Annotated in this window: 13 protein-coding genes; 8 read left to right on the plus strand and 5 right to left on the minus strand. The window is 45.5% G+C overall.

All coding sequences use genetic code 11. The annotated features are described in order from the left end of the window. Positions 1 to 412 precede the first annotated feature (412 nt). Positions 413 to 6,712: an FkbM family methyltransferase gene (locus QUB16_RS17750; protein WP_333318036.1), complete on the minus strand. Its 6,300-nt coding sequence runs from the start codon at positions 6,710 to 6,712 to the stop codon at positions 413 to 415. Positions 6,713 to 7,221: 509 nt separating this feature from the next. Here QUB16_RS17750 and ftsH3 point away from each other — a divergent pair. From ftsH3 to QUB16_RS17765, 3 genes are all read left to right on the plus strand, one after another. Next, positions 7,222 to 9,060: an ATP-dependent zinc metalloprotease FtsH3 gene (ftsH3, locus tag QUB16_RS17755; RefSeq protein WP_006633639.1), complete on the plus strand. Its 1,839-nt coding sequence runs from the start codon at positions 7,222 to 7,224 to the stop codon at positions 9,058 to 9,060. Between the two features lie 979 nt (positions 9,061 to 10,039). Continuing rightward, positions 10,040 to 10,678, plus strand: a complete 639-nt coding sequence (locus QUB16_RS17760) for a bifunctional 4-hydroxy-2-oxoglutarate aldolase/2-dehydro-3-deoxy-phosphogluconate aldolase (RefSeq protein WP_333318038.1) — start codon at positions 10,040 to 10,042, stop codon at positions 10,676 to 10,678. 101 nt (positions 10,679 to 10,779) lie between these two features. Further along, on the plus strand, positions 10,780 to 11,301 hold the full coding sequence (locus tag QUB16_RS17765; protein WP_333318040.1) for a L,D-transpeptidase: 522 nt from the start codon (positions 10,780 to 10,782) through the stop codon (positions 11,299 to 11,301). Between the two features lie 349 nt (positions 11,302 to 11,650). On the opposite strand, the gene QUB16_RS17770 is transcribed toward QUB16_RS17765, so the two are convergent. Next, entirely contained in the window at positions 11,651 to 12,478 is an 828-nt protein-coding gene (locus QUB16_RS17770) for a YwqG family protein (RefSeq protein ID WP_333318042.1), read from the minus strand. Positions 12,479 to 12,551: 73 nt separating this feature from the next. Continuing rightward, positions 12,552 to 14,141, minus strand: a complete 1,590-nt coding sequence (locus QUB16_RS17775) for an Hsp70 family protein (protein WP_333318044.1) — start codon at positions 14,139 to 14,141, stop codon at positions 12,552 to 12,554. A gap of 74 nt (positions 14,142 to 14,215) precedes the next feature. Here QUB16_RS17775 and QUB16_RS17780 point away from each other — a divergent pair, with 74 nt between their 5' ends. The 3 genes from QUB16_RS17780 (at position 14,216) to QUB16_RS17790 (ending at position 17,058) form a co-directional block, all read left to right on the plus strand. After that, on the plus strand, positions 14,216 to 15,550 hold the full coding sequence (locus tag QUB16_RS17780; RefSeq protein WP_333318046.1) for an AAA family ATPase: 1,335 nt from the start codon (positions 14,216 to 14,218) through the stop codon (positions 15,548 to 15,550). A gap of 1 nt (position 15,551) precedes the next feature. Next, on the plus strand, positions 15,552 to 16,097 hold the full coding sequence (locus QUB16_RS17785) for a hypothetical protein (RefSeq protein WP_333318048.1): 546 nt from the start codon (positions 15,552 to 15,554) through the stop codon (positions 16,095 to 16,097). Between the two features lie 280 nt (positions 16,098 to 16,377). Next, entirely contained in the window at positions 16,378 to 17,058 is a 681-nt protein-coding gene (locus QUB16_RS17790; RefSeq protein WP_333318050.1) for a CPBP family intramembrane glutamic endopeptidase, read from the plus strand. A 28-nt stretch (positions 17,059 to 17,086) separates the two neighbouring features. Here QUB16_RS17790 and QUB16_RS17795 read toward each other — a convergent pair whose 3' ends face one another. Both QUB16_RS17795 and QUB16_RS17800 read right to left on the minus strand, forming a co-directional pair. Further along, on the minus strand, positions 17,087 to 17,320 hold the full coding sequence (locus QUB16_RS17795; RefSeq protein WP_333318106.1) for an ATP-binding protein: 234 nt from the start codon (positions 17,318 to 17,320) through the stop codon (positions 17,087 to 17,089). 12 nt (positions 17,321 to 17,332) lie between these two features. After that, a complete protein-coding gene (locus QUB16_RS17800) occupies positions 17,333 to 17,593 on the minus strand; it encodes a hypothetical protein (RefSeq protein ID WP_333318052.1) in 261 nt (86 codons plus the stop codon). A gap of 1,069 nt (positions 17,594 to 18,662) precedes the next feature. Between QUB16_RS17800 and QUB16_RS17805 the strand changes: the two genes are divergently transcribed. Together QUB16_RS17805 and QUB16_RS17810 are read left to right on the plus strand one after the other, a co-directional pair. After that, the gene (locus QUB16_RS17805; protein ID WP_333318054.1) at positions 18,663 to 19,823 is read left to right on the plus strand and encodes a glycosyltransferase family 4 protein; all 1,161 of its coding nucleotides are present in this window, start codon (positions 18,663 to 18,665) and stop codon (positions 19,821 to 19,823) included. A 439-nt stretch (positions 19,824 to 20,262) separates the two neighbouring features. Beyond that, complete coding sequence (locus QUB16_RS17810; protein WP_333318056.1) at positions 20,263 to 21,384, plus strand: glycosyltransferase family 4 protein; 1,122 nt, start codon at positions 20,263 to 20,265, stop codon at positions 21,382 to 21,384. The last annotated feature ends 79 nt before the right edge of the window (positions 21,385 to 21,463 follow it).

Raw genomic sequence — 21,463 nt, forward strand, 5'->3', positions numbered from 1 at the left:
GACGCTCGCACTGTAAATGCAAAACTGAGATGCTCCCCATCCCACAAACTTGTGGAAGTTATTTAATTCTCATTCCTAAATTGATCCTAAATCAGGGTTAAATACTTCCTCGATCTATTTGTTTGAGACGGACACGGCGCGGTGCTTTTCGTCGTGTCAACTTAAGGTAAAACCCATAGTCCGGCAAGGGTTGAAACCCCTGCCTCAAAGCGAAAGTCCTCTCAAAGAGGACTAATGAGTTAAGAATTCTTCTTCTCAGTCCTCTGAAGCGAGGACTTTCGCTATAAGCCCCGTGGAATTCATTCCCTGGCGGACTGCCGGGTGAGCGGGAGAACTGGCGGACTAAAAGCTTAAGTTGACACGAAGAAGGGCAGTGCCGTTTCCCTACAGATATCGCCTACTCCGCCTTCGTTTACCCCACAGCCACCTTAACCGCACCCCCAACCAACTGCTCGTAATCCGCCAACAACCACGGAGGCAAACAAGTATTCGCCTCCTGAACCCGCAACTGTCCAGGGCGACAATACAGCATCGCCGCCAACAAATTATTCACAGCTTTAGGCGTTCCAAACCCTTTACTCAACTCAACAACCAACGAGTTAAAAAACTCGCGATCGCTCTCATGCAGCGGCTCGTTAATAAACCCGCTGCCCAACATTGCTTTGTAACCCTTGCCAAAATCGCTCCGGTACAAAAGTTCCAGTTGTTCCCCGGAAACGCTCAGCCATAAATCGGCAATTTGCTTGCGAATATGCCGCAAATCTGCTATTACCAATTCAGCCGTCGGATCGATTTCATAAAAATTGACCGCAGCAGTTAATTGATTGAGAAACTGCGGCAGATAATCTTGTTTGACAAGTGGTTTTTCTGTTGTCGCGAATGCGCTCTCAAACACCTTTTCGTAATCTTCAAGCAACCACTGCGGCAAGCGGGTGCGAGCATCGGGAACCCGCATTTTACCGGGTACAAAATACAGCATCGCCCCCAGCAGAGCATTGATAGCTTGAGGCTGCACCAACCCTTTGCTAATTTCAGTCAATCTCTGCAAAAACTGCTGTTCGGCTTCAGTCATTGATTCTGCTTGCAAGCCACATCCGAGTATTGCTTGATATCCCTTGCGAACCTCTCCTCGGTAAAAATTTTCTAGTTTCTCTGAAGGAACAGTCAGCCAAAAATCTGCCATTTGTTTTCTGATTTGGCGGAGTTCCAAAACAACCGATTCGTCAGACGGATCGATGCGGTAAAGATTGACGCATCCTAACAGTTGATTCGCAAATTGCGGGGATTGAATATATTGAGCGAGCAAGTCAGAAGTAGACTCAGACTTGACGGTGGCTTCCATCTCAAAAACTTGTTCGTAATCCCCAATTAACCAGTGCGGCAAACGGTTGCGAGCGTCGGGAATTCGCATGGTTCCCGGCGGGAAATACAGCATCGCGGCAAGCAAGGCGTTGACAGCTTTGGGATGCACTAATCCTTTGCTAATCTGGGTTAATTGCTGCAAAAACATTTGTTCGCTTTCTATCATCGCTTGACGTTGAAAGCCGCTCTTGAGCAGGATTTTATAGCTGTTACCTGAAGCGCTTTTGTAGGCGGTTTCGAGGTTTTCGGCGGGAACGTTCACCCAAAAATCAGCGATTTGTTTGCGGATTTGACGCAGTTCAGATATTGCTGAGATGTTTGAGGAGTTTCGTTGGTAAAGGTTGACGGTGTTCGAGAGAATCTCGTCGAAATCTGGCTGCTTGGGAATGCTATCCTGTAAGTTGTGCGATGCTTCCAGGTGGCTGGTTTGCCAGTTGCCAAAGAGTTCTTGGAATAATTTGCCGATCGCCCCAGAGTATGCCACACTGTCAAAACAAGCCGGATTAGCTTGCATTTTTTGCTGAATTTCCTGGCGTTTTTGCTGCCGCAATTCAGGATTAGTGCCCAGGGTAACGGCTAGTTGAATGTAAGATGCTTCGTCATAAGCAATTAAATCAGGCATTTGCAGTTCGCGCAGCATCGCCGAACCTTGGCGGAACCGCAAAGCATTTCCTTCCACAACCACCGCCGGCAATCCTACTTGCAAAGGATCGATTAACGATGTTGCCCCAGCATACGGATAGGAATCTAGATAAACATCTGCTAGCTGCAAAAATTCTTTCACATCCGCGCGACTAGGCAGTTGTTTTATGAAGCGCAAGCGGTTGTTATTGACGCCGTATTTAGCGCAGACAGCGTTCAGATTGTTGACAAAAGGTGTCGCTGGATAGGTGCGAGTCCAAGCCGGCCCGAAGGGATATAAAATCAAGATTGAATCGGGTACAGCAGCTAGAATTTTTACCCAACTCTCCCTCAACTCCGGCAAAATTTTGTAGAAGTTGGCGCCGGAGATAAAAACTGTTGTATTGTCTGAAATCCCCAGACTTTGGCGGGTAGGTTTAACTGTAGCTATTTCCGATTCGGTTGCGTATTTGAAACAAAAACCGCTGCCTTCGAGAACAGCCAACTGTTCGCGATATTGTTCTTGATAACTAGCATCCGGCGCGGTAAATTGGCCTGCGATGTAGTAATCCATGTGCCGGATTCCGGTGGTTGTCGGGGAACAGAAAGATGTCGTTTGTACCCGCGCTAAACGGTGGATTGCTAGTGAAGTCAGCGGTTTGTTAATAGCTGTTAAATTCGTACCGAAAAACAGGATATCTAAGTCGTCGGCGCGGATTGTTTGGACTTGCGATGCAAAGTCTTTCGGGAGTGCAACCAGTTTGTCGGCGCGACTTTGACAGTATTGTTCTAATTGGTGGCCGCTGGTGTTGAGTGCGTACAGGTATATCTCGAACTCGTTGCGGTTTAAATGCTCGAAAACCGGGATGGTAGCGAAGGTTTCGGTTTGTGGCGTGAAATGGTCGTTGATGATGCCGAGGCGGATTTTTGTCCGATTTGGCGATCGCGCCGGGAAGATACAATCAATGGAACTACCGCGATTTTTGAGCGAAAACTCAATAATTTCCGCCCGTTTGGTGTAAATATCGCGCAGGTTTGCCGTGGCAAAATACACCGGGATAAAGTTCGCAACTTGCGAGAAAAATAAGGCAATATTTTGCCAAAGTTGCGAATCGGGATTGGTGAATATATTGCTATGAATGTAATTCACCCAGCTCTGCATAAATTCATAGTAGTTGTCTGCTTCTCCAACTGTTTGAAACAGGTTGGGACTGCCCAACATGAATTTGAGATAGTCATTGGCAAACCAGTTGGGAATTTGAGCGCGATCGTACTTAATCTGCCATTGATCTGCACGTCGGTAAAGCATCGCTGCTAGCAGGTAATTGATGGCTTTTGGGTCATTAAATCCTTTGGCAATATTTGCAGCTAATTCATTGACAAAACTCTGTTCTGCCTGGGTTAGCGGTTCATCTTTAATGTCGCTCTTCAGGAGTATCTGATGTGCCTTACCTGCATCGCCGGCATAGGCATTTACCAGTTGATCGGGGGGCAGATTCAGCCAATAATTGGTAAGTTGCGTACGACATTGGCTGATGTTAGCGAGGCTTACTGGGTTAGACTGGTCTTTTTGATACTCTCCCAAGTATTGAGATAGCGAATTTAAAAGTTGCGCTATTTTGTTTTCGGGAACTAATTCATCAGCTATTAAGTGCCTATGTTGCTGCAAAATTTCCTCTGACCAACGGACTTCTTCGGGTTGGTAAAGTTGAGAGTGCAGGTGAATAATGAGAGCTCTCATTAAGTATAATTTTGCGCGAACGCTAGCCATTTTTTGGGTTCTGCTAGATCCGTCACCGTGCTGCCTATAATAGAGATAAGGCTTAGGTAATCGATACCCTAACCAGCCTTTTTCATAGGCAGAAACCCAAAATTCCCAGTCTTCACATCCCAGCTTCATCACTTTTTTCAACCCGCCTACTTCCTCGAAAATTCCCTTTCTAAATAAAGAACTAACGGGAGCTTGATTGTCTCTCAAAAACCGATTGGGATCGAAATCACCGTGGATCACTAAATCACAGTTGGCTCCGAAGTGCTGCATATCTGTATAGACAAAACCCACCTGCGGTTTTGCTAATAAAATTTCCCCGCACTCCTCTAGAAAATTCGGATGAATTCGATCGTCAGCATCTAGGAATAAAATAAACTTTCCTGACGACTGCTGAACGCCAACATTTCTCGAATCAGCGGGCCCCGTGTTGGGTTTATCTATGAGGCGAATCGATGTTTGAGGATACAGTTGAATTAAATAATTTGCGAAGTTGCTGGTATCATCCGTGCTGCCGTCATTGACAATTATGCACTCCCAGTTTTGATAAGTCTGACTGACAACACTTTCAACAGCTTCTCTGACATATTTTGCGTGATTGTAGCAGGGGATAATTACGCTGATAAGTGGCTGTGCGGGTGTGCGATAAGGTAACGCATTCAGTTCCGAGGCAAAAACCGAGACAGGAACCGAAGAAATATGTACGATCCCTCGTTGGCGGATGCCGTATTCATCCCATATTTGGTAAGCTTCTTGCTGGGATAATTGCGATCCATGTTCCAAACCTTGTTGATTTTTATAGTACAAACCGAGAATTTCGGGCAAGTGTACCATATTTTCGGTTTTGCCAATCCGCAGCCAAAATTCGTAATCGCCAGCCACAGTCAATTCCGATCGGAAATAGCCGTATTTTTCGTGCAGCGATTTTCTCCACATCGGTTGGGAACCAATAATGCAGCGCCTTTCGAGTTCGCTATAGTCAAAGGCTGGCCAATTCCAACGCTTGTCTGCTTGGGTTTTTGCAAAAGTATCGTTAGCTGTGTTGGTGATTAATTGGTCAGCATAAACCAGACTTACTGGGGCATTTTCATCCAAGTATTTCGCCATGATTTCTAGGGCATCGGGGCGGTGTCTGTCATCGGTATTAGCATTAGTCATGTAAGCTCCGCGCGACAGCTTAATGCCTCGATTCCATGCGGCATATAATGTTTCGCGGTCAGAAGTGCGATCGTACACAATATTCGGATATTTCGCTTGAAATTCCCGCACAACCGACTGTTCATTTTCTTGGGAACCGCTGTCAATTACTATGATTTCGAGTTGACCTTTTTTGTACAGCGTTTGCTCTACCAAGTCCTGCAAGCAGCCGCGAATAAATTTTTCGGAATTGTAAGTAGAAACGATCGCAGATACTTTAAAAGCCGACGGGACAGACTGGGATCGCTCAACGGCAGAGCGCTGTAAATTGATTGGGTCGCTAGTTTCATATCTAATTCTCTGCTGATTTTTGTCAATTACTTGCACAGCTTGCACAGCGACACTTGTTAGTTCTGCTTGTAACTGATTGGGATTATTTGACAGCATTTCCTGAAATTTCCGCGATAAATCAGGCTGGAAAAATCCTGTAAAGTGAATTCCCATCTTTTGCCAAAAATCGTTGATGTAATTCACCGGGTGTTTGATATGATAAGCGATCGCAGTTTCTAAATATTTGACAGTCAACCCTTTTTGCTGAGCCATCAGCGGTATCCACAAATCCCACCAAGGAAGACCTAAACAGAATTGGGAATCAGGAAAGAGTTTTAATAATTCCTTGTCAAAAAAGAAGAAATCAAATCCCTTAGCGTAAATTTCTCCTCCTGCTAGTTCGGAAGAATCAACATCAGTTCGCGAACCAAAAACTACGGCATTTTCAGCCTGTTTGCATATAAATGAAATCAAATCGCCATCGGCTTCCAAGCGGATATCTGAATTAACAATTCCGCATATTTTTGTACCGCTATCGCGCAAATAAACAAACAGATCGTCAAGATACACTAACGGTCTTCCAGCCTCTGCCCGCGCATCGCGTTTTACCTCATGAAAAGTAACATTTTCATAGATGGGCTGCAATTGGCTAATTTCTTCCCGGCTATTGAGCGAAACAGCGTCAAATCCAAGCGATCGCCAGCTTTCTACAGCCGCCCGCTGATTTTCTATATTTCCCGGTGCAATACTCGTTAATATTGCTACACTGTTCCTGTTGTTTCCCGGCGATATCCTCAAACTAAAATTATCAGTAGATTGAGGGCTGACTGTGGTTTTGACATAAAAAGCATCCCCCCAAGATGGATGAGATGGAGAGGCTACTGCTACTCGTTGAAAGCCATAAACCCTTAGAAAATCATCCACTTGGTCGATTAACGCGCACCCTTCATACAGTTCTTCGCAATTAACTTCTGTACTGATTGCATCAATATATTTTAGAGTTTCCTTCGCCCCTTGCAAAGCCAAAAGTTCTGCACCTTGAATATCAATAACCAGGATATTAAACTCCGATGAATCCAGTCGGCTTTCTTGCAGTAGCGAGTCAAGAGTTCTCGACGGTACAGTTACTTGATTAACCTCCACCATCCCGGGGTAAATTTCCTTGTGAAGCTTTAGCGGCAGAATGCTGCTGCTCATATCGTGGGAATTCACCCGCAAATTAACTGTGCCGTTTTGGTTGCTGACAGCACAGTTTGCCAGCCACACATTAGGTATCCCTGCTATATTCGTTTTTAACCTTTCAAAGACAGACGGATTAGCTTCCACAAATAGCACTTTTTGGGCGCCCATCACTTGATATTCCTGTATTTCTTGCCCTTCGTGAGCGCCTATGTGGAGTACACCTCGCGGGGCAATAGAGTATTGCTGGCAAAGCTTCTGTAAGTCGAGATACCCAGAAGTGAGAGCTACTTCATTTGATAATTTAATGTCCATTGTTCTTAATTATTGTTATTTGCCACCAGTGAAAGCCAAAATTAAGACTTTTGTTAACCGTCAATCTTAAACTTTGACCTTTTACAGGATTATTTTATGGAGCGCCCAAGCGCTGACGCTTAAACTTTTTGAGTTGTTCCCTGTTTGGAAACAGGCACATCGTCTGCCCTAGCCTGTGCGGTATCCGAGCGATCGCACTGCTATTTCTCCAAGGCTTATTCACAGTTATACGCCAAATCTTCTCCCTAAACAGGAATGGTGGCGATCGCCACCACTTTTGATAATCTTGACAAATTATGCCTTATAGTGTATGAAGAAACCCAAAAATTAGGACAACACCCCAATCTCGTGACGACGCCCAGGGCTGTTCCGTTCCCGCGACCTCAGACCGCCACAGCATGGCCGGGATTCCTCACCACACAAAAACAAGTTACAATTACGTTAAGATTGATGAACATAAATAAAAATTCCCAAATCGCAGGGACTAAAAATTAGGAGGATCGACCTCGGTGAATAAACGGTGGAGAAACGCTGGCCTGTACGCACTGCTGGCTATTGTAGTCATTGCCTTAGCAACGGCATTTTTTGACAAACAGCCCCCAAGTAGGGAAGTTTGGAAGTACAGTCAATTCATTCAGGAAGTCGAAGGCAAGAGAGTAGACAAAATAAATATCAGTTCCGATCGCAGCAAAGCCCTGGTCACAGCCCAGGACGGCAACAAGGTACTCGTTAACCTGCCCAACGACCCCGAACTGATCAACATCCTGACCAAAAATAACGTAGATATTTCAGTTCTGCCCCAAAGCGACGAAGGCTTCTGGGTAAAAGCCCTCAGCAGCCTGTTCTTCCCGATTCTGCTTTTGGTGGGACTGTTTTTCCTGGTGCGGCGCGCGCAAAACGGGCCCGGCAACCAAGCCATGAACTTCGGCAAATCCAAAGCTAGAGTCCAAATGGAGCCGCAAACTCAGGTGACTTTCGGCGACGTGGCCGGCATCGAACAAGCCAAGCTAGAGCTCGCAGAAGTCGTGGACTTCCTGAAAAATGCCGATCGCTTCACCGCAGTCGGAGCAAAAATCCCCAAAGGCGTACTGCTGGTGGGCCCTCCCGGAACTGGCAAAACCCTGCTCGCAAAAGCAGTGGCTGGAGAAGCAGGCGTTCCCTTCTTCTCGATTTCCGGTTCAGAATTTGTGGAAATGTTCGTGGGTGTCGGTGCTTCCCGCGTCCGCGACTTGTTTGAACAAGCTAAATCGAACGCTCCTTGTATCGTATTCATCGATGAAATTGACGCCGTAGGTCGCCAGCGGGGCGCTGGTTTGGGCGGTGGTAACGACGAACGGGAACAAACCCTGAACCAGTTGCTGACAGAAATGGACGGCTTTGAGGGTAATACTGGCATCATTTTGATTGCTGCCACGAACCGCCCCGATGTACTCGATGCGGCGCTGCTGCGTCCGGGTCGCTTCGATCGCCAAGTTGTAGTCGATCGCCCCGACTTCGGAGGCCGCCTAGAAATTCTCAACGTTCACGCCCGCGGCAAAACTTTGTCCAAAGACGTGGACTTGGAAAAAATCGCCCGCCGGACACCCGGTTTCACCGGTGCGGATTTGTCCAACCTACTCAACGAAGCAGCAATTTTAGCCGCCCGTCGCAACTTGACCGAAGTCTCGATGGATGAAGTCAACGATGCGATCGACCGCGTGCTCGCAGGCCCGGAAAAGAAAGACCGCGTGATGAGCGAAAAGCGCAAAACCTTGGTAGCTTACCACGAAGCCGGTCACGCTTTAGTCGGCGCGCTGATGCCCGATTATGACCCCGTGCAGAAAATTAGCATTATCCCCCGCGGCCGCGCTGGCGGTTTGACTTGGTTCACACCAAGCGAAGATCGGATGGATTCTGGCTTGTATTCTCGGTCTTACTTGCAAAATCAAATGGCGGTAGCTTTGGGCGGCCGCATTGCTGAAGAGATTGTCTTCGGCGAGGAAGAAGTAACCACCGGTGCGTCGAACGACTTGCAGCAAGTGGCAAGAGTAGCGCGGCAAATGGTGACTCGCTTCGGAATGAGCGATCGGCTAGGCCCTGTAGCTCTCGGTCGCCAACAAGGCAATATGTTCATGGGTCGCGATATCATGGCCGAACGCGATTTCTCCGAAGAAACCGCAGCGACGATCGACGATGAAGTGCGTTTGTTGGTAGAACAAGCTTACCGTCGCGCTAAAGATGTACTCGTTGGCAACCGCCATGTCCTTAATGCTTTGGCAGATATGCTAGTTGAAAAGGAAACTGTGGATGCTGATGAATTGCAAAATTTGTTAGCTAATAGCGATGTGAAAATGGCGACTATTGCCTAATTGATTTTGGATTGTGGATTTCGGATTTTGGATGGAATCTAAAGTTTGAAATCAATAATTGGGGTGATTCTGGGATTGTCTGGAATCTCCCCGATTTTTTTATTGGTGCGATCGATCGATTTTAGATTTTAAATTTTGGATTTTAGATTTAATCTAAAGAATGATATTATGTCCGGTCGCTTCGCCCGAAATCAGGTAGGGGCGGGTTCACCAATAATATCGGCCAATAATTGACAATCTCAAAAACCCGCCCGGCCGGGATATTATGGTCAATCGATCGGACATGATATCAGACATTCAGCATACCTTTTTCCAGCAGCTAGCGCTTAAATTATTCCCAGGGAAATCTTCTTTCATCTTTTCTATATTCAATAATCACACAGTCCTCAACATCCTCCCAGATATCGTCTGGGTACTGGAAGTCAAGCAGCACCACGACTTTTTTAGCCTTGAGACTCAACTAATATCAAATCCGTTGGCATCGTCCTGTATTCATCTCTCTCTTCCCTTTCTCTGTATCCTCTGTGTCAAGAGCGGTTTCATCATTCCGATACAACAGGAATTGATATAACAACTGAAAGTCTGTCGGTTCGCCGCATTCAGCCAGCACGTCAGCTCAAAAATCTCTGTGATTTTTGAGGTCAACAATTGCAGCGGTTTTGTTGCCTAGATTGTCCGTTAAAAATTGAACGCCGTGCATATTAGACCTCTTGCAAAAATAATTAGGACGGGCAAGATGCCCATCCCACAAGAAAAAATAACTCTTGTGGGATGGGCATCTTGCCCGTCCCCTCAATTGAGGAAAAGGATTTTTGCAAGAGGTCTATTGTAAATTGCCATATATCGAAGTTAGCAACCTGTATTAAAATTAGATGCGAGTCAGAATGATATGAGTTTCAAATTTGGGATATGCCCAATTTAAAATCCTTCGACGGAGCACGCCGAATTCTAAAATCTAAACTCTAAACTCTAAACTTGTATGAATAATCAATTTTGGTTGACACTACTAAAAAAACACCGCGCGATCGCAGTCATCCGTTCCTCCGAAAAGGAACTTGCTTGGCAGATGGCATCATCGGTAGCAGCAGGAGGAATCCAGTTTATTGAAATTACGTGGAATACCCACAAAGCTGCTGAATTAATTGCCGAACTCCGCTCCGAATTCCCAAATTTTAGTATTGGAACCGGCACTTTATTAAACTTAGAAGAGTTACAGCAAGCAATAGACTGCGGCGCTCAATTTCTGTTTACTCCGCACACCGATTTAGCTATGATTAAAACAGCAGTTGACGCCGGAGTGCCGATCGTCCCCGGTGCTTTTTCTCCCACGGAAATTGTCACCGCGTGGCAAGCAGGTGCTACCTGCGTTAAAGTGTTTCCGATATCGGCTTTGGGAGGCGCGGCTTACCTGAAAAGCCTGCAAGGCCCCCTGGGAAACATTCCTTTAATTCCCACTGGCGGGGTAACGCTGGAAAATGCGAAAGTATTTATTGACGCGGGGGCGATCGCCGTTGGTTTAGCCGGAGACTTATTTCCTAAACACTTAGTGGAAAATCGCGATTGGCGGGCGATCGTCCAAATTGCCCGAACTCTCTCCCAAAACTTAACAACTTGTTAAGTCCAGTTTCCAAATCCAACATTTCAAATCTACAATCTAAAATAGGACAAGCCAATCTAAAATCTAAAACCTAAAATCTAAAATAGTACGAGGTGTGAGAAATGAACAGCATTATCAACTCAACTTACTTCCGTCGCGCTGGAACTTTCTGTGCCGGCTGCGCCCTCACTTTTGCTACATTCTGCGGCGGTTCAATGACCGCATTTGCCAGCGAACAGCACAACATAATTGCCAATAAAATTATGCTGTTGCAGCAATCCAGCGAACGCTGGATTGAAATAGATTTGTCAAGACAAAGGTTAATAGCTTGGGAAGGAAATACACCCGTTTACGCGGTGATTATTTCCAGCGGCAAATCATCGACTCCCACCCGCACGGGAACCTTTGCCGTTCAAACCAAACACCGCGTTACTAGAATGACTGGGGCGGACTACGACGTGCCCGACGTTCCCTATACAATGTATTATGACGGAGGCATGGCAATTCACGGCGCTTACTGGCACAATTTGTTTGGCAATCCCGTTACTCACGGCTGCACAAATGTAGCTGTCAATCACGCTAAATGGCTATTTGAATGGGCCTCGGTGGGGACGCCTGTGGTGGTGCACAAATCTCAGGTTTAGGGAATTGGGAATTGGGCATCGGGCATCGGGCATAGTCGAACATTATTAGAACTTATGCACCGGTGGTCAGAAACCGGGTTTTTTTGCGAAATACTGCGTTACAAGCCGTATATTCGGTCAAAAACCCGGTTTCTTCGATTGGAGTTCATCAGTTCTGGTTTTTTTAGCTTGCTGACTTTACTGCTGTTTTTATACTAATTCTCAAAACTCATGCCACAGTATCTGTAGGGTGCGTCGCCATCAAAAATCTTAAAGAATATCCACAATCTTTGAGCGACGCACCTTACACTCAGGGTGAGCGTAAACAAACCCACACTCATCATTGTTGCAAGACTTTAGATAATTGGTATTAACCACAATCCCAATTGTATAAAACTTTACTAAAGTCTAATTGTCTGAGTGCTAATTCATCAATAAAAAAGTTACCTATACCCACATCTCCCCACATGATATCTACGGTATCATTGCAATCGCTATCCATTTGGAATAACAGAATGTCTGACTTGTGTTCCCGATCGCATTTACTGCTATATTCTCTAACATCATTTTGTACAAAATCAGGATAACCACCTATTTTATGACCACAAAAAGACCCTATTTTTAGGTATTCATCCTCTATTTCCTGATTCATAAATAACTCATCAATTTCCGAGCCTAAAATTTCGGTACATTGGTAATCACTGGTACTAATCGGCGCATATTTTTTAGTAAATTGTAAGCTGCAACAGCCTGAGATAGGAAAAAGTTCGGGTTCCGGCAAAAAATCATAATTGGTAATGATGTTTTCAACTTTGAAGTCTGGCTGAGGAAAATACATTATTTTGAATCTGTCTTCGACTGTGGGATTATCTACATCGGCGGAATTGCCGAATTCTAAACCATATGGTTCATCGTCGGCTATATAAAACTGCAAAATCCCCCGATCGGGAAAACCATCTAAAGGCGGTATTTCATCAAAGTTGAGTTGCGCTAGCAAAAATAAATATTTACCGTCACAAGTTTTGGGATATTCAAAGCCTTTAGGTAAATAAGGAAATCCCCCAAATTTACTCTGCCACCAATTAACGTCATCATTATTCTGGGTTTTAATTTCGATGTAAGGTTTAATGGTAGCTTCGATTCTGTCGCGATACTTTTCTAGTTCGGGAGAGAGTGGAAATTCTAGTTTGTAGTTCATCTGCTTTTAACAATTTGTTTTGAACGCAATCAGTAGGGTGCGCCGAAGCGCACCTTACCTGTAAAGTCTATCCTTAACTTAGCTGCACCACGGGTTTATCCTCTAACAAAGTTTCATTTGTCAGCAAATCTTCCACGGTAATTCGCAAAAAGCGCTGTTCGTCAACGCGGAACAAAACTTTTATGCGATCGCTCCCCGGATACCCAGGCGGCGTCAATTGCGCGATGCTGCGTGCTCCGTCTTTGTCATTTAGCGGCTGTACCGATGTTTGGCCCGCGAGTTGGCGAGTAATTAGCCTGTCGCCGTCAAAATATATCTCCGTGCCACCAGTTTCCGCTCCCAATTCGCCGATAATTAATTCTATACTTGGCTGACTTTCTAAAGAAGCCCCCAAGACTAATTCTACCGGTTCGCTCATCGGATAAGACTGGCCGGATTTAATTAAACTGTGCCAACTGTGGCAATTTTCGCGGCGGTTCCAGTAGCGAATTCCGTAACTGTGATAGAGAAAATCTTTGATTTCTATGCCTTGACTCAGTTGCAGAGCACCTTGGGCGATCGCCTCAAAGGGTTTGTCGCAGCGAATTTTTGCCGGCTCAAAATATTGCTGCACCCAACGCCCGACAGCGGGAATTTGTACAGTACCGCCAACTAGCAAAACTGCGTCGATGTCGCCAATTTCTAAGCCTTGGCGCCGCGCTTGCTGCAATACTTGATTCATGCACTCGTCCAGTTTGTCAAAAAACTGATGTTCACCGAGGATAAATTCAAAACGAGATCGGTCTAATTCTAATTCGTAACTCTCAAAATTTTCGTCATCAAAATAAACCTCAACTGCCTGATTCACTAAAGACAACTGAATCTTTAACCGTTCTGCCAATCTCGTTGTAATCGGAGATTTTGCCAGCCCTTTTGTTTGAACAAAATAGTCAACCAGCCAATTATCAATATCAGAACCGCCTAAATTTTGTCCGGCTTTAGCCAAAACACGGGCAACTTTTGTTTTTTGCGCTGAAGATTCAGCTAATAGCTTTTCGCCCCACTTAAGAATAAAACCGAGGGGCTTTTTGTTGGATGAAGCGTCCAAACGCACCAAAGAAAGATCGAGTGTGCCGCCTCCGAAATCAATGACTAACAGATTTTCGCGATCGGCTAAACCGTAACCCAAAGCAGCCGCCGTAGGTTCGTCCAACATCCGCACCTGTTCTACTTGCAGAGATTGAGACACTTTGCCCAACCAATGGCGGTAAGCTTCAAAACTATCTACCGGCACTGTAAAAATCAAAGAGTCGATCGGCAAAGGCACTTCGCGAATTGAGTTTACAATTTGGCTTAAATACCACTCACCTACTTGTTCAAAAGTAATAAGTTTCCCGTCAAGTTCCGGCACGAAACCCTGAACTGAAGTGCCAATTCCCCGCTTAAAATTGCGAAAAAACCGAGAATCTCCACTCAAATCCCGGCCTTTGTCGCGGACTTGCTGACCGAGTATGACTTTACTTTGAGCAGCGTCCTCAACGTAGAGTAAACTGGGAATTAGGGGCGGATTTTGAGCCGAGATTGCCGACAATCCCGGTAATTTCAAAGTTTCGGGCTGCTGGAGGGCTTGATTCCAGCGAGCGACGACGGTGTTGCTAGTTCCAAAGTCAATTGCGATCGTCATTCAGCCAAAATACACAGCTACTAGGGATTAAATTATATTATGGTATTTAGAGCCGCAAATACCAACATAATATTATGACTGAATCCACTTTCTTTGAAACCGAGAACGAAGAGCCTGTACAGGGAATTACTCAAATTGCAGTCTGTGGCTACAAGTCTATTTACGAAGAGTGCCAGATTGAAGTGCGATCGCTGACAATTCTAGCCGGTGCCAACAGTTCTGGTAAGTCTAGCATTATGCAGCCGCTATTGCTGATGAAGCAAACGCTAGAAGCCCCTTACGACCCCGGTGGTTTGAAACTTGACGGGCCTAATGTTAAATTTACATCAGCAGAACAGATATTGTCTAAACTGTCTCCCGAAAAATACAGGGATGAGTTTTCTGTCAGGCTGAATATAGATAACGATAATTTTTTGATCAACTTATTTAGAAAGCAGCCAAAGCACGGAATTAAAGTTTTTAGAGCGACTTACTGTATTCCTAATTATAACAGTGGTGAGACTATTACTATATTTCCCGGAATGCAGCATCAAGAATTGGTGAAAATTCTTCCCGAATATTATGCTCAATATTACAATTTATTGTATGATAATATCGAGATAAAATCGGCAGGAGTGAGCGTGAGTAATGTCCGATGTTTTTTAGATTTGCAATTTGGCGACAGTCTGTTTGATTCACCCTATTCGGCAAATTTCTCCAAACATATTCGCCGCATAGTCCACGTTCCGGGGTTGAGAGGCAATCCAGAACGCACCTACAATACCGCAGGAGTTAGCAGTGAATTTCCGGGCCTTTTTGAAAATTATCTTGCTAGTATAGTTAATTACTGGCAAGAAACAAAAGACGATCGACTGAGCGAGTTGGGTCAAGCTTTAGAGTTCTTAGGACTTAACTGGAAAGTTGAAGCCAGACAGATTAATGACGTACAAATTGAACTGCGAGTAGGTCGTTTATCCCGCAGCGGGAGTGCAAGCGATACTGTTAGTATTGCTGATGTTGGCTTGGGAGTATCGCAAACGTTGCCTGTTTTAGTTGCCTTGCTTGTAGCAGAACCAGGACAATTAGTTTACCTAGAACAGCCGGAAATTCACTTGCATCCTCGCGCTCAAGTTGCTTTAGCACAAATCTTAGTTGATTCTGCAAATAGAGGTGTGCGAGTAGTTATAGAAACTCACAGCGAATTGCTGCTTTTAGCAGTTCAATCATTAGTTGCCGAGGGTAAAATATTACCGGATTTAGTAAAACTTCACTGGTTTAAACGGCGCGACGATGGTGTTACAGAAGTCAGCAGTGCCGATTTAGACGAGACGGGAGCTTTTGGAGATTGGCCTGAAGATTTGGGCGATGTTTCTTTGCATCTAGAAAACCGCTATTTGGATGCAGCAGAAGCTGTTTTGTGGAAACGTTAACATGGCAGATAAAGTTTCTAAACGCCTGGTAATAGATGCTTCTGTTGCGCGTGCTGCTGGTGGAGAAGATGCAATTTATCCCATATCGGTTTACTGTCGGGATTTTCTCGAAGCTGTCTTGGATCTTTCTCACCGAGTTGTGATGACTCCAGATATTAGAGATGAGTGGAACAAACATCAATCAAAATCTGCTCGTATATGGCTGCGCCGGATGGTGGCCAAGAAGAAATTATGTCCCTGCGATATCGCGGTAGATAATGATTTGTGGTGTCAAGTAGAAGCAATAGCCGAGAGCGATAAAGAGCGGGAAGTAATGGTTAAAGATTTGCGGTTGGTGGAAGCTGCGATCGCTACCGATCGCACAGTAATTTCACTTGATAACAAAGTGAGACAAAGTTTTGCTAAAGTAGCAGTAGATATTGATCCGCTTAAAGATATTATATGGGTAAATCCCGCCCAAATAGCAGAAAAACCCCTTGATTGGCTGCAAAATGGTGCTGAACATGAAATAGAACGATCGCTCGGATTTCAGAAAGCAGACAACTGAGTAGATTTAGAGTAATTCCGGGTTAGTAGGATCGTCCGTGCGATCGCCATTTTACCAATTTTTCGTTGCCACAAAGGCGAGCCACTTTTATAAGCGGCACAAAACTCCTACCATTTTATATTTTAGATTAAAGAATTGGGAATGACTGACTGCATAAGGGTTTGGATCGCGGGCCTACAGTTGCATTTTTTTTTGAAAGTGGTATCACCTGTCCGCCGCCACAAATTTTTTACCTTTGATATTAATCCAATTTTCAAATAAATCGTGCAAAATGCTGGATATGGGCGATCGCAAAACAGCACTATTGGCTCTAACACTGCTTGTCCCTGCGGCTAGTATTGGTATCATAGCAGCCTTGTATATTACCCCTGGAAGCTGGGGACAAACACTGTCAGTCTTTTGTCAAGTTTGGTTGTTGGTTTTTCCGATCGCGTGGTCTGTTTTTGTCGATCGCAAAAAGCTGCGTTTATCCCTGCCCAAGCGCCAAGAATTGCTGGCTGGATCTATTTGGGGAATATTCATGTTTGCGGTAATTCTGGGTATCTATAGCCTTTTTGGTCAGCACTGGATCGATCCTGTAGTTGCTAAAGAAAAATCGTACCAATTAGGTATTAGCAGCGCTAATATTTACTTAATTGTTGAAGCATATTTTGTGCTAGTTAACTCGCTGATTGAAGAATTTACTTGGCGGTGGTTTGTCTGCAACAAGTGCGAGATTCTCATACCGAGCACAAAAGCAATATTTCTGAGTTCGCTATTTTTCACGCTCCACCACATTTTTGTAATAGCAGCTTACAGCGACTGGCAGGCTGTGCTCTTAGGCTCCTTAGCTGTCTTCGCCGCCGGGATAATTTGGTCGCACTCTTATCTGACTTACCGTTCGCTTTGGTCGAGTTATATCAGCCACGCGATCGCAGATTTGGCCTTGGCAATTATTGGTTGGCAAATCCTCTTTAACTAGCTGCTTTTTCAGCGACTATCGTCGGCAATTATACAGTAAAAATTGACACTTTTCCCAACTCGTTCTCCCGACTAATATCTCCCCGCATCATCTGACAGAATTTCTGGGCGATTGCCAATCCCAAACCCGTACCGCCGTATCGGCGAGTAATAGACTCGTCCGCTTGCCTAAAAGCTTGAAATACTCTCTCAATTTGCTCTGGCTTGATTCCAATTCCAGTATCGCTGACTGTGAAACTAATCCATTCTTCAGCAGCCGGAATATCCTAACTCGGCTATTGACTGATGCTGTGCAATAATCGAACGTTCATATCTTCCCACCGGCAGATGCTTTCCGTTAAGGCATCTGCTTTAAATTCTAGGTTTTGTTTTGCTTGCGATCGCATAATTTTAGCTGCATGAAAACTGGCCAACATATCGCTACAAGCATCGGCGGCCCGGCCCCCAAGATCGCACCGATTGTCATCTGGAATTGCCAACTTAGGAAAAATTATGCTTTCATAACATCCAATTTTTTGCGAAATCGTTTGATACATACCACGAAGCTGCTGCTACTGCTTAGGAGTTAAGGTTTGCAGGATATAGGGCGATCAACCTTGAGTATTCCTTTGATCTTTATAGGGTCATTTGATAATTTGCTGCTGAAGTTTTGTTACGGTTATTACTTAGACTGGAATTGGCAGGAACGCTACATATACTCTGCCCCGCAGTAGCAGTCTCTTGTGGCAACTTTTTCAGGCGATCGCCTTTTATTAACACATTTAAAACTCAGGCAGCTAATTAAATTTATATCGGTGAAACTCTATGTTCTGTAGCACGATTGGGCAACCTATTTTTTCAAACAGTGGACGCATCAACCAGGTTTTTTCAGGAACATACGACAAGTGAGGGCGAGGGATATCGCTTGAAAAACAGGGTTTCTCCCCTCTTTCGCGCGTCCCAGACGCTGATTCGGGCGATCGCGCCCCTGCAGGTATCTGAGAAAACCACCATCTCTGAATCTTGACCAAATAGGATATTATGTCACGCAATACCGACAGTAGCGTTACCAAAAAATCACAGCCACCGATCGATATTTAGATGTGTTATAGCGATGGGAAAATCACCATTCTCAAGGTAAGAATTTCCCTCTTGAATGCAGTATAAAATTTGGTCAAAGGCGATGTCAATATCCTGCCTATTGTTGTTAATGCTACCTTAATCCCCACATTAAAAGTGGGCTGATATTCGGTTTCCCGTACATCCCTGTTCGTTGGATAGTAAATGATGTTATGTTTAATAGAGGGTGTTGTCTAGCTTGGTGTTTGTCGCGAAAAAAGCTCCTATTTGATGAGGTATCCATCTTCGGGAGGAACTTTCGCCGATCGGTCACTTATCCCTATAGGAACTGTTTCGCGATCGCATCAATCGTTATTATCAATCCAATGACAGTGAAGTTTTGGCAGATAGATGTTGGGGTGTTGCGAACAGTCACTCGGTTGGATTATATGTAAACACCAGGAAAGCGGTAATTAATATTCACCCGCCCCTCTTTCCTTTAGGACTCTAAAATCAGCGCTGGTAGCAGCGTCGTAAGCGAGTCGGAGTCTTCAGCGGGACTTAAAAATGAAAATCACCTTTGTTCTTCCTACTCTGTCTCTGACTGGTGGAATACGAGTAATATCTATTTTCGCAGAACGTTTGAGAAAGCGAGGACACTCCGTGTTCGTCATCTCTGTACCCCACCCCCAACCGAGTATGCGCCAGCAAGTCAAGTCGCTGCTGCGGGGACGCGGTTGGATTTCCCCACCTGAAAACGAACCCTCATTTTTCGATAACTTAGGTGTAGAACAGAAAATTACCGATCACTACCGCCCGGTAGAAGACAAAGATGTACCTGATGCTGACGTAGTAGTTGCAACCTGGTGGGAAACCGCCGAGTGGGTAGCCAAACTCTCTCCCAGCAAAGGAGCCAAAGCTTATTTTATCCAGCACCACGAAGTTTTTGACTATCTACCTCAAGGAAGAGTAGAAGCAACCTGGATGCTGCCCATGCACAAAATTACGATCTCTCAGTGGTTAGTTAACCTAGCTTGGACTAAATATGGCGATGACCAAGTTTCCTTAGCTCCTCCTACCGTGGACACCAAGCAATTTTACGCCTGTCCTCGCAACAAACAATCGGTTCCTACAGTTGGCCTAATGTACTCTACAATCTACTGGAAAGGAACCGACATCGCCCTCAAAGCTTTTTCCCTAGCAGCCGAAAAGATCCCCAACCTGCGTTTGGTTGCCTTCGGTACAGGAGCCCCCTCCTCGGAATTGCCCTTACCGGCCAATGCCGAGTATGTAATTCAACCCGACCAAGACAAAATCAAAGACTATTACAGCAAATGCGATGCTTGGCTGCTGGCGAGCCGCTCAGAAGGCTTCGGCTTGCCCATTATCGAAGCGATGGCGTGTCGCACTCCCGTCATCAGTACCCCCGCAGGCGCTGCTCCTGAAATTTTGAGCGGCGGTACTGGCATACTTGTAAGACCAGAAGATCCCGAAGAAATGGCAAAAGCCATAGAGCGTATCTGTCAGATGCCAAATTCCAAGTGGCAAGCCATGTCCGAAGCCGCCTATGCCAAGGTGAACAATTATACTTGGGATGATGCCGCGGCTCATTTTGAAGCGGCATTGAAAGTTGCTGTAGACAAATCTAAGCAGCGCGAGGTTAACATAGATTCCTTTTCTCCCTATGCCGACCCAGTAGTGGCAAACCCACCAATTCCGGTTTGCTAACTCCAGCCATTTGAAATTCGGCGCTAGCCACTCGCTGTGGGGCGGGATTCTCAGCAGAAACTCAATATCGTTTGGTGGGGTGCTTCTGCCAAAACTAAAATCGCCCATATCCTGTTTTCTACCCAGCAGTCTAGAGACGAATTCTGACTGCAGCGACGAGGGAATACTGGTTATAAATTGATCTGCCAAAATCTGAACCAGAGGGCAACGGAGGTTTTAAGGCTGGCTCCGTTACCGGTTAAACTTGTCTTGTCGTCAAACATCTGCCCATTTGTAATTGGGAAAAGTCCCTGACGACAAAGTAAGATCGGCTTGACTATCAAGTGACGATCCCTCCTGCAGAAAGCCGCACCCCCCACAAAAGGCAAACAGAGGCTGGTAAGTGCGAAGTTTTTGTTATGGAGGAGTTTTAACCAGTATCAATCTTCAGCATCTACTCATGAAAATTACTTTTGTCCTTCCTACCCTTGGTCTTACAGGTGGCATGAGGGTGTTATCTATTTACACAGAACTGCTGCAAAAGCGAGGACACAAAATATTTATCGTCTCTCAACCCCCGTGGCAACCGGCTTTGATCCAACAATTGCGCTCGTTGCTGAGGGGTAGGAGTTGGGAGTCCCCTCCCAAGACACCAAAGTCTCACTTTGATAAAGTGGAGGTCGAAAGTCGAGTTCTCGAAACCAACCGCCCAATTACCGATGTGGACGTACCTGATGCCGATATTGTCATGGCTACTTGGTGGGAAACTGCCGAGTGGGTGGCAAAACTCTCTCCCAGCAAAGGAACGAAAGTATATTTTCTCCAACATTATGAGGCTTTTGACTACCTACCAAAAGGTCGAGTAGAGGCAACTTGGCTGCTGCCGATGCACAAAATCGCTGTGGCCCAGTGGCTGGCCGACATAGCTCGGAATAAATACGGCGATTTGTCTGTATCTCTCGTCCCTCCCAGCGTGGACACCAAACAGTTTTACGACCCCCAGTCGCGAGCGAAGCAGCCGCGAGGCAAGCAATTAGTTCCCACAGTCGGGATGTACTATACTACAACTCCTTGGAAAGGCTGCGCTCTGGCCCTGAAAGCTTTCTCTATAGCTGCTGAAAAAATTCCTAACCTTCGTTTAGTTGCCTTTGGTTCCGGCGATACTCCTCCTCCCAATTTTCTGCCCCCGGGTACTGAGTATAATAAAGCACCTACTCAAGACCAACTAAAAGAATTTTACAGCAAATGCGATGCTTGGCTGTTTGCCAGCAGCTCCGAAGGCTTCGGCTTGCCAATTTTAGAAGCTATGGCTTGCGGCACTCCAGTCATCGGCACTCCTGCTGGTGCGGCTCCGGAACTACTTGCTGGCGGGGGTGGCATACTTGTCAAGCCAGAAGACCCAGAGGATATGGCAAAAGCGATCGAGCAGATTTGTCACTTGCCTGATGCCGAATGGCGCGCAATGTCCGAGACTGCTTTGGAGACGGTAATAAATTATTCTTGGGAGGATGCAACTAATCTCTTCGAGGCGGCACTATACACTGCTTTGGAACGTCAAGCACAATTAACGAACAAGACGTAAAATTGAGGTTGATTGAAAAGATTGGGGTTGGGCGATCGTTTAAGCGAGAATTTTTTTATCGGGCAATTTGAGTTGTCTT

This window comes from Microcoleus sp. D3_18a_C4, from assembly GCF_036702415.1.
Lineage (GTDB): Bacteria > Cyanobacteriota > Cyanobacteriia > Cyanobacteriales > Microcoleaceae > Microcoleus.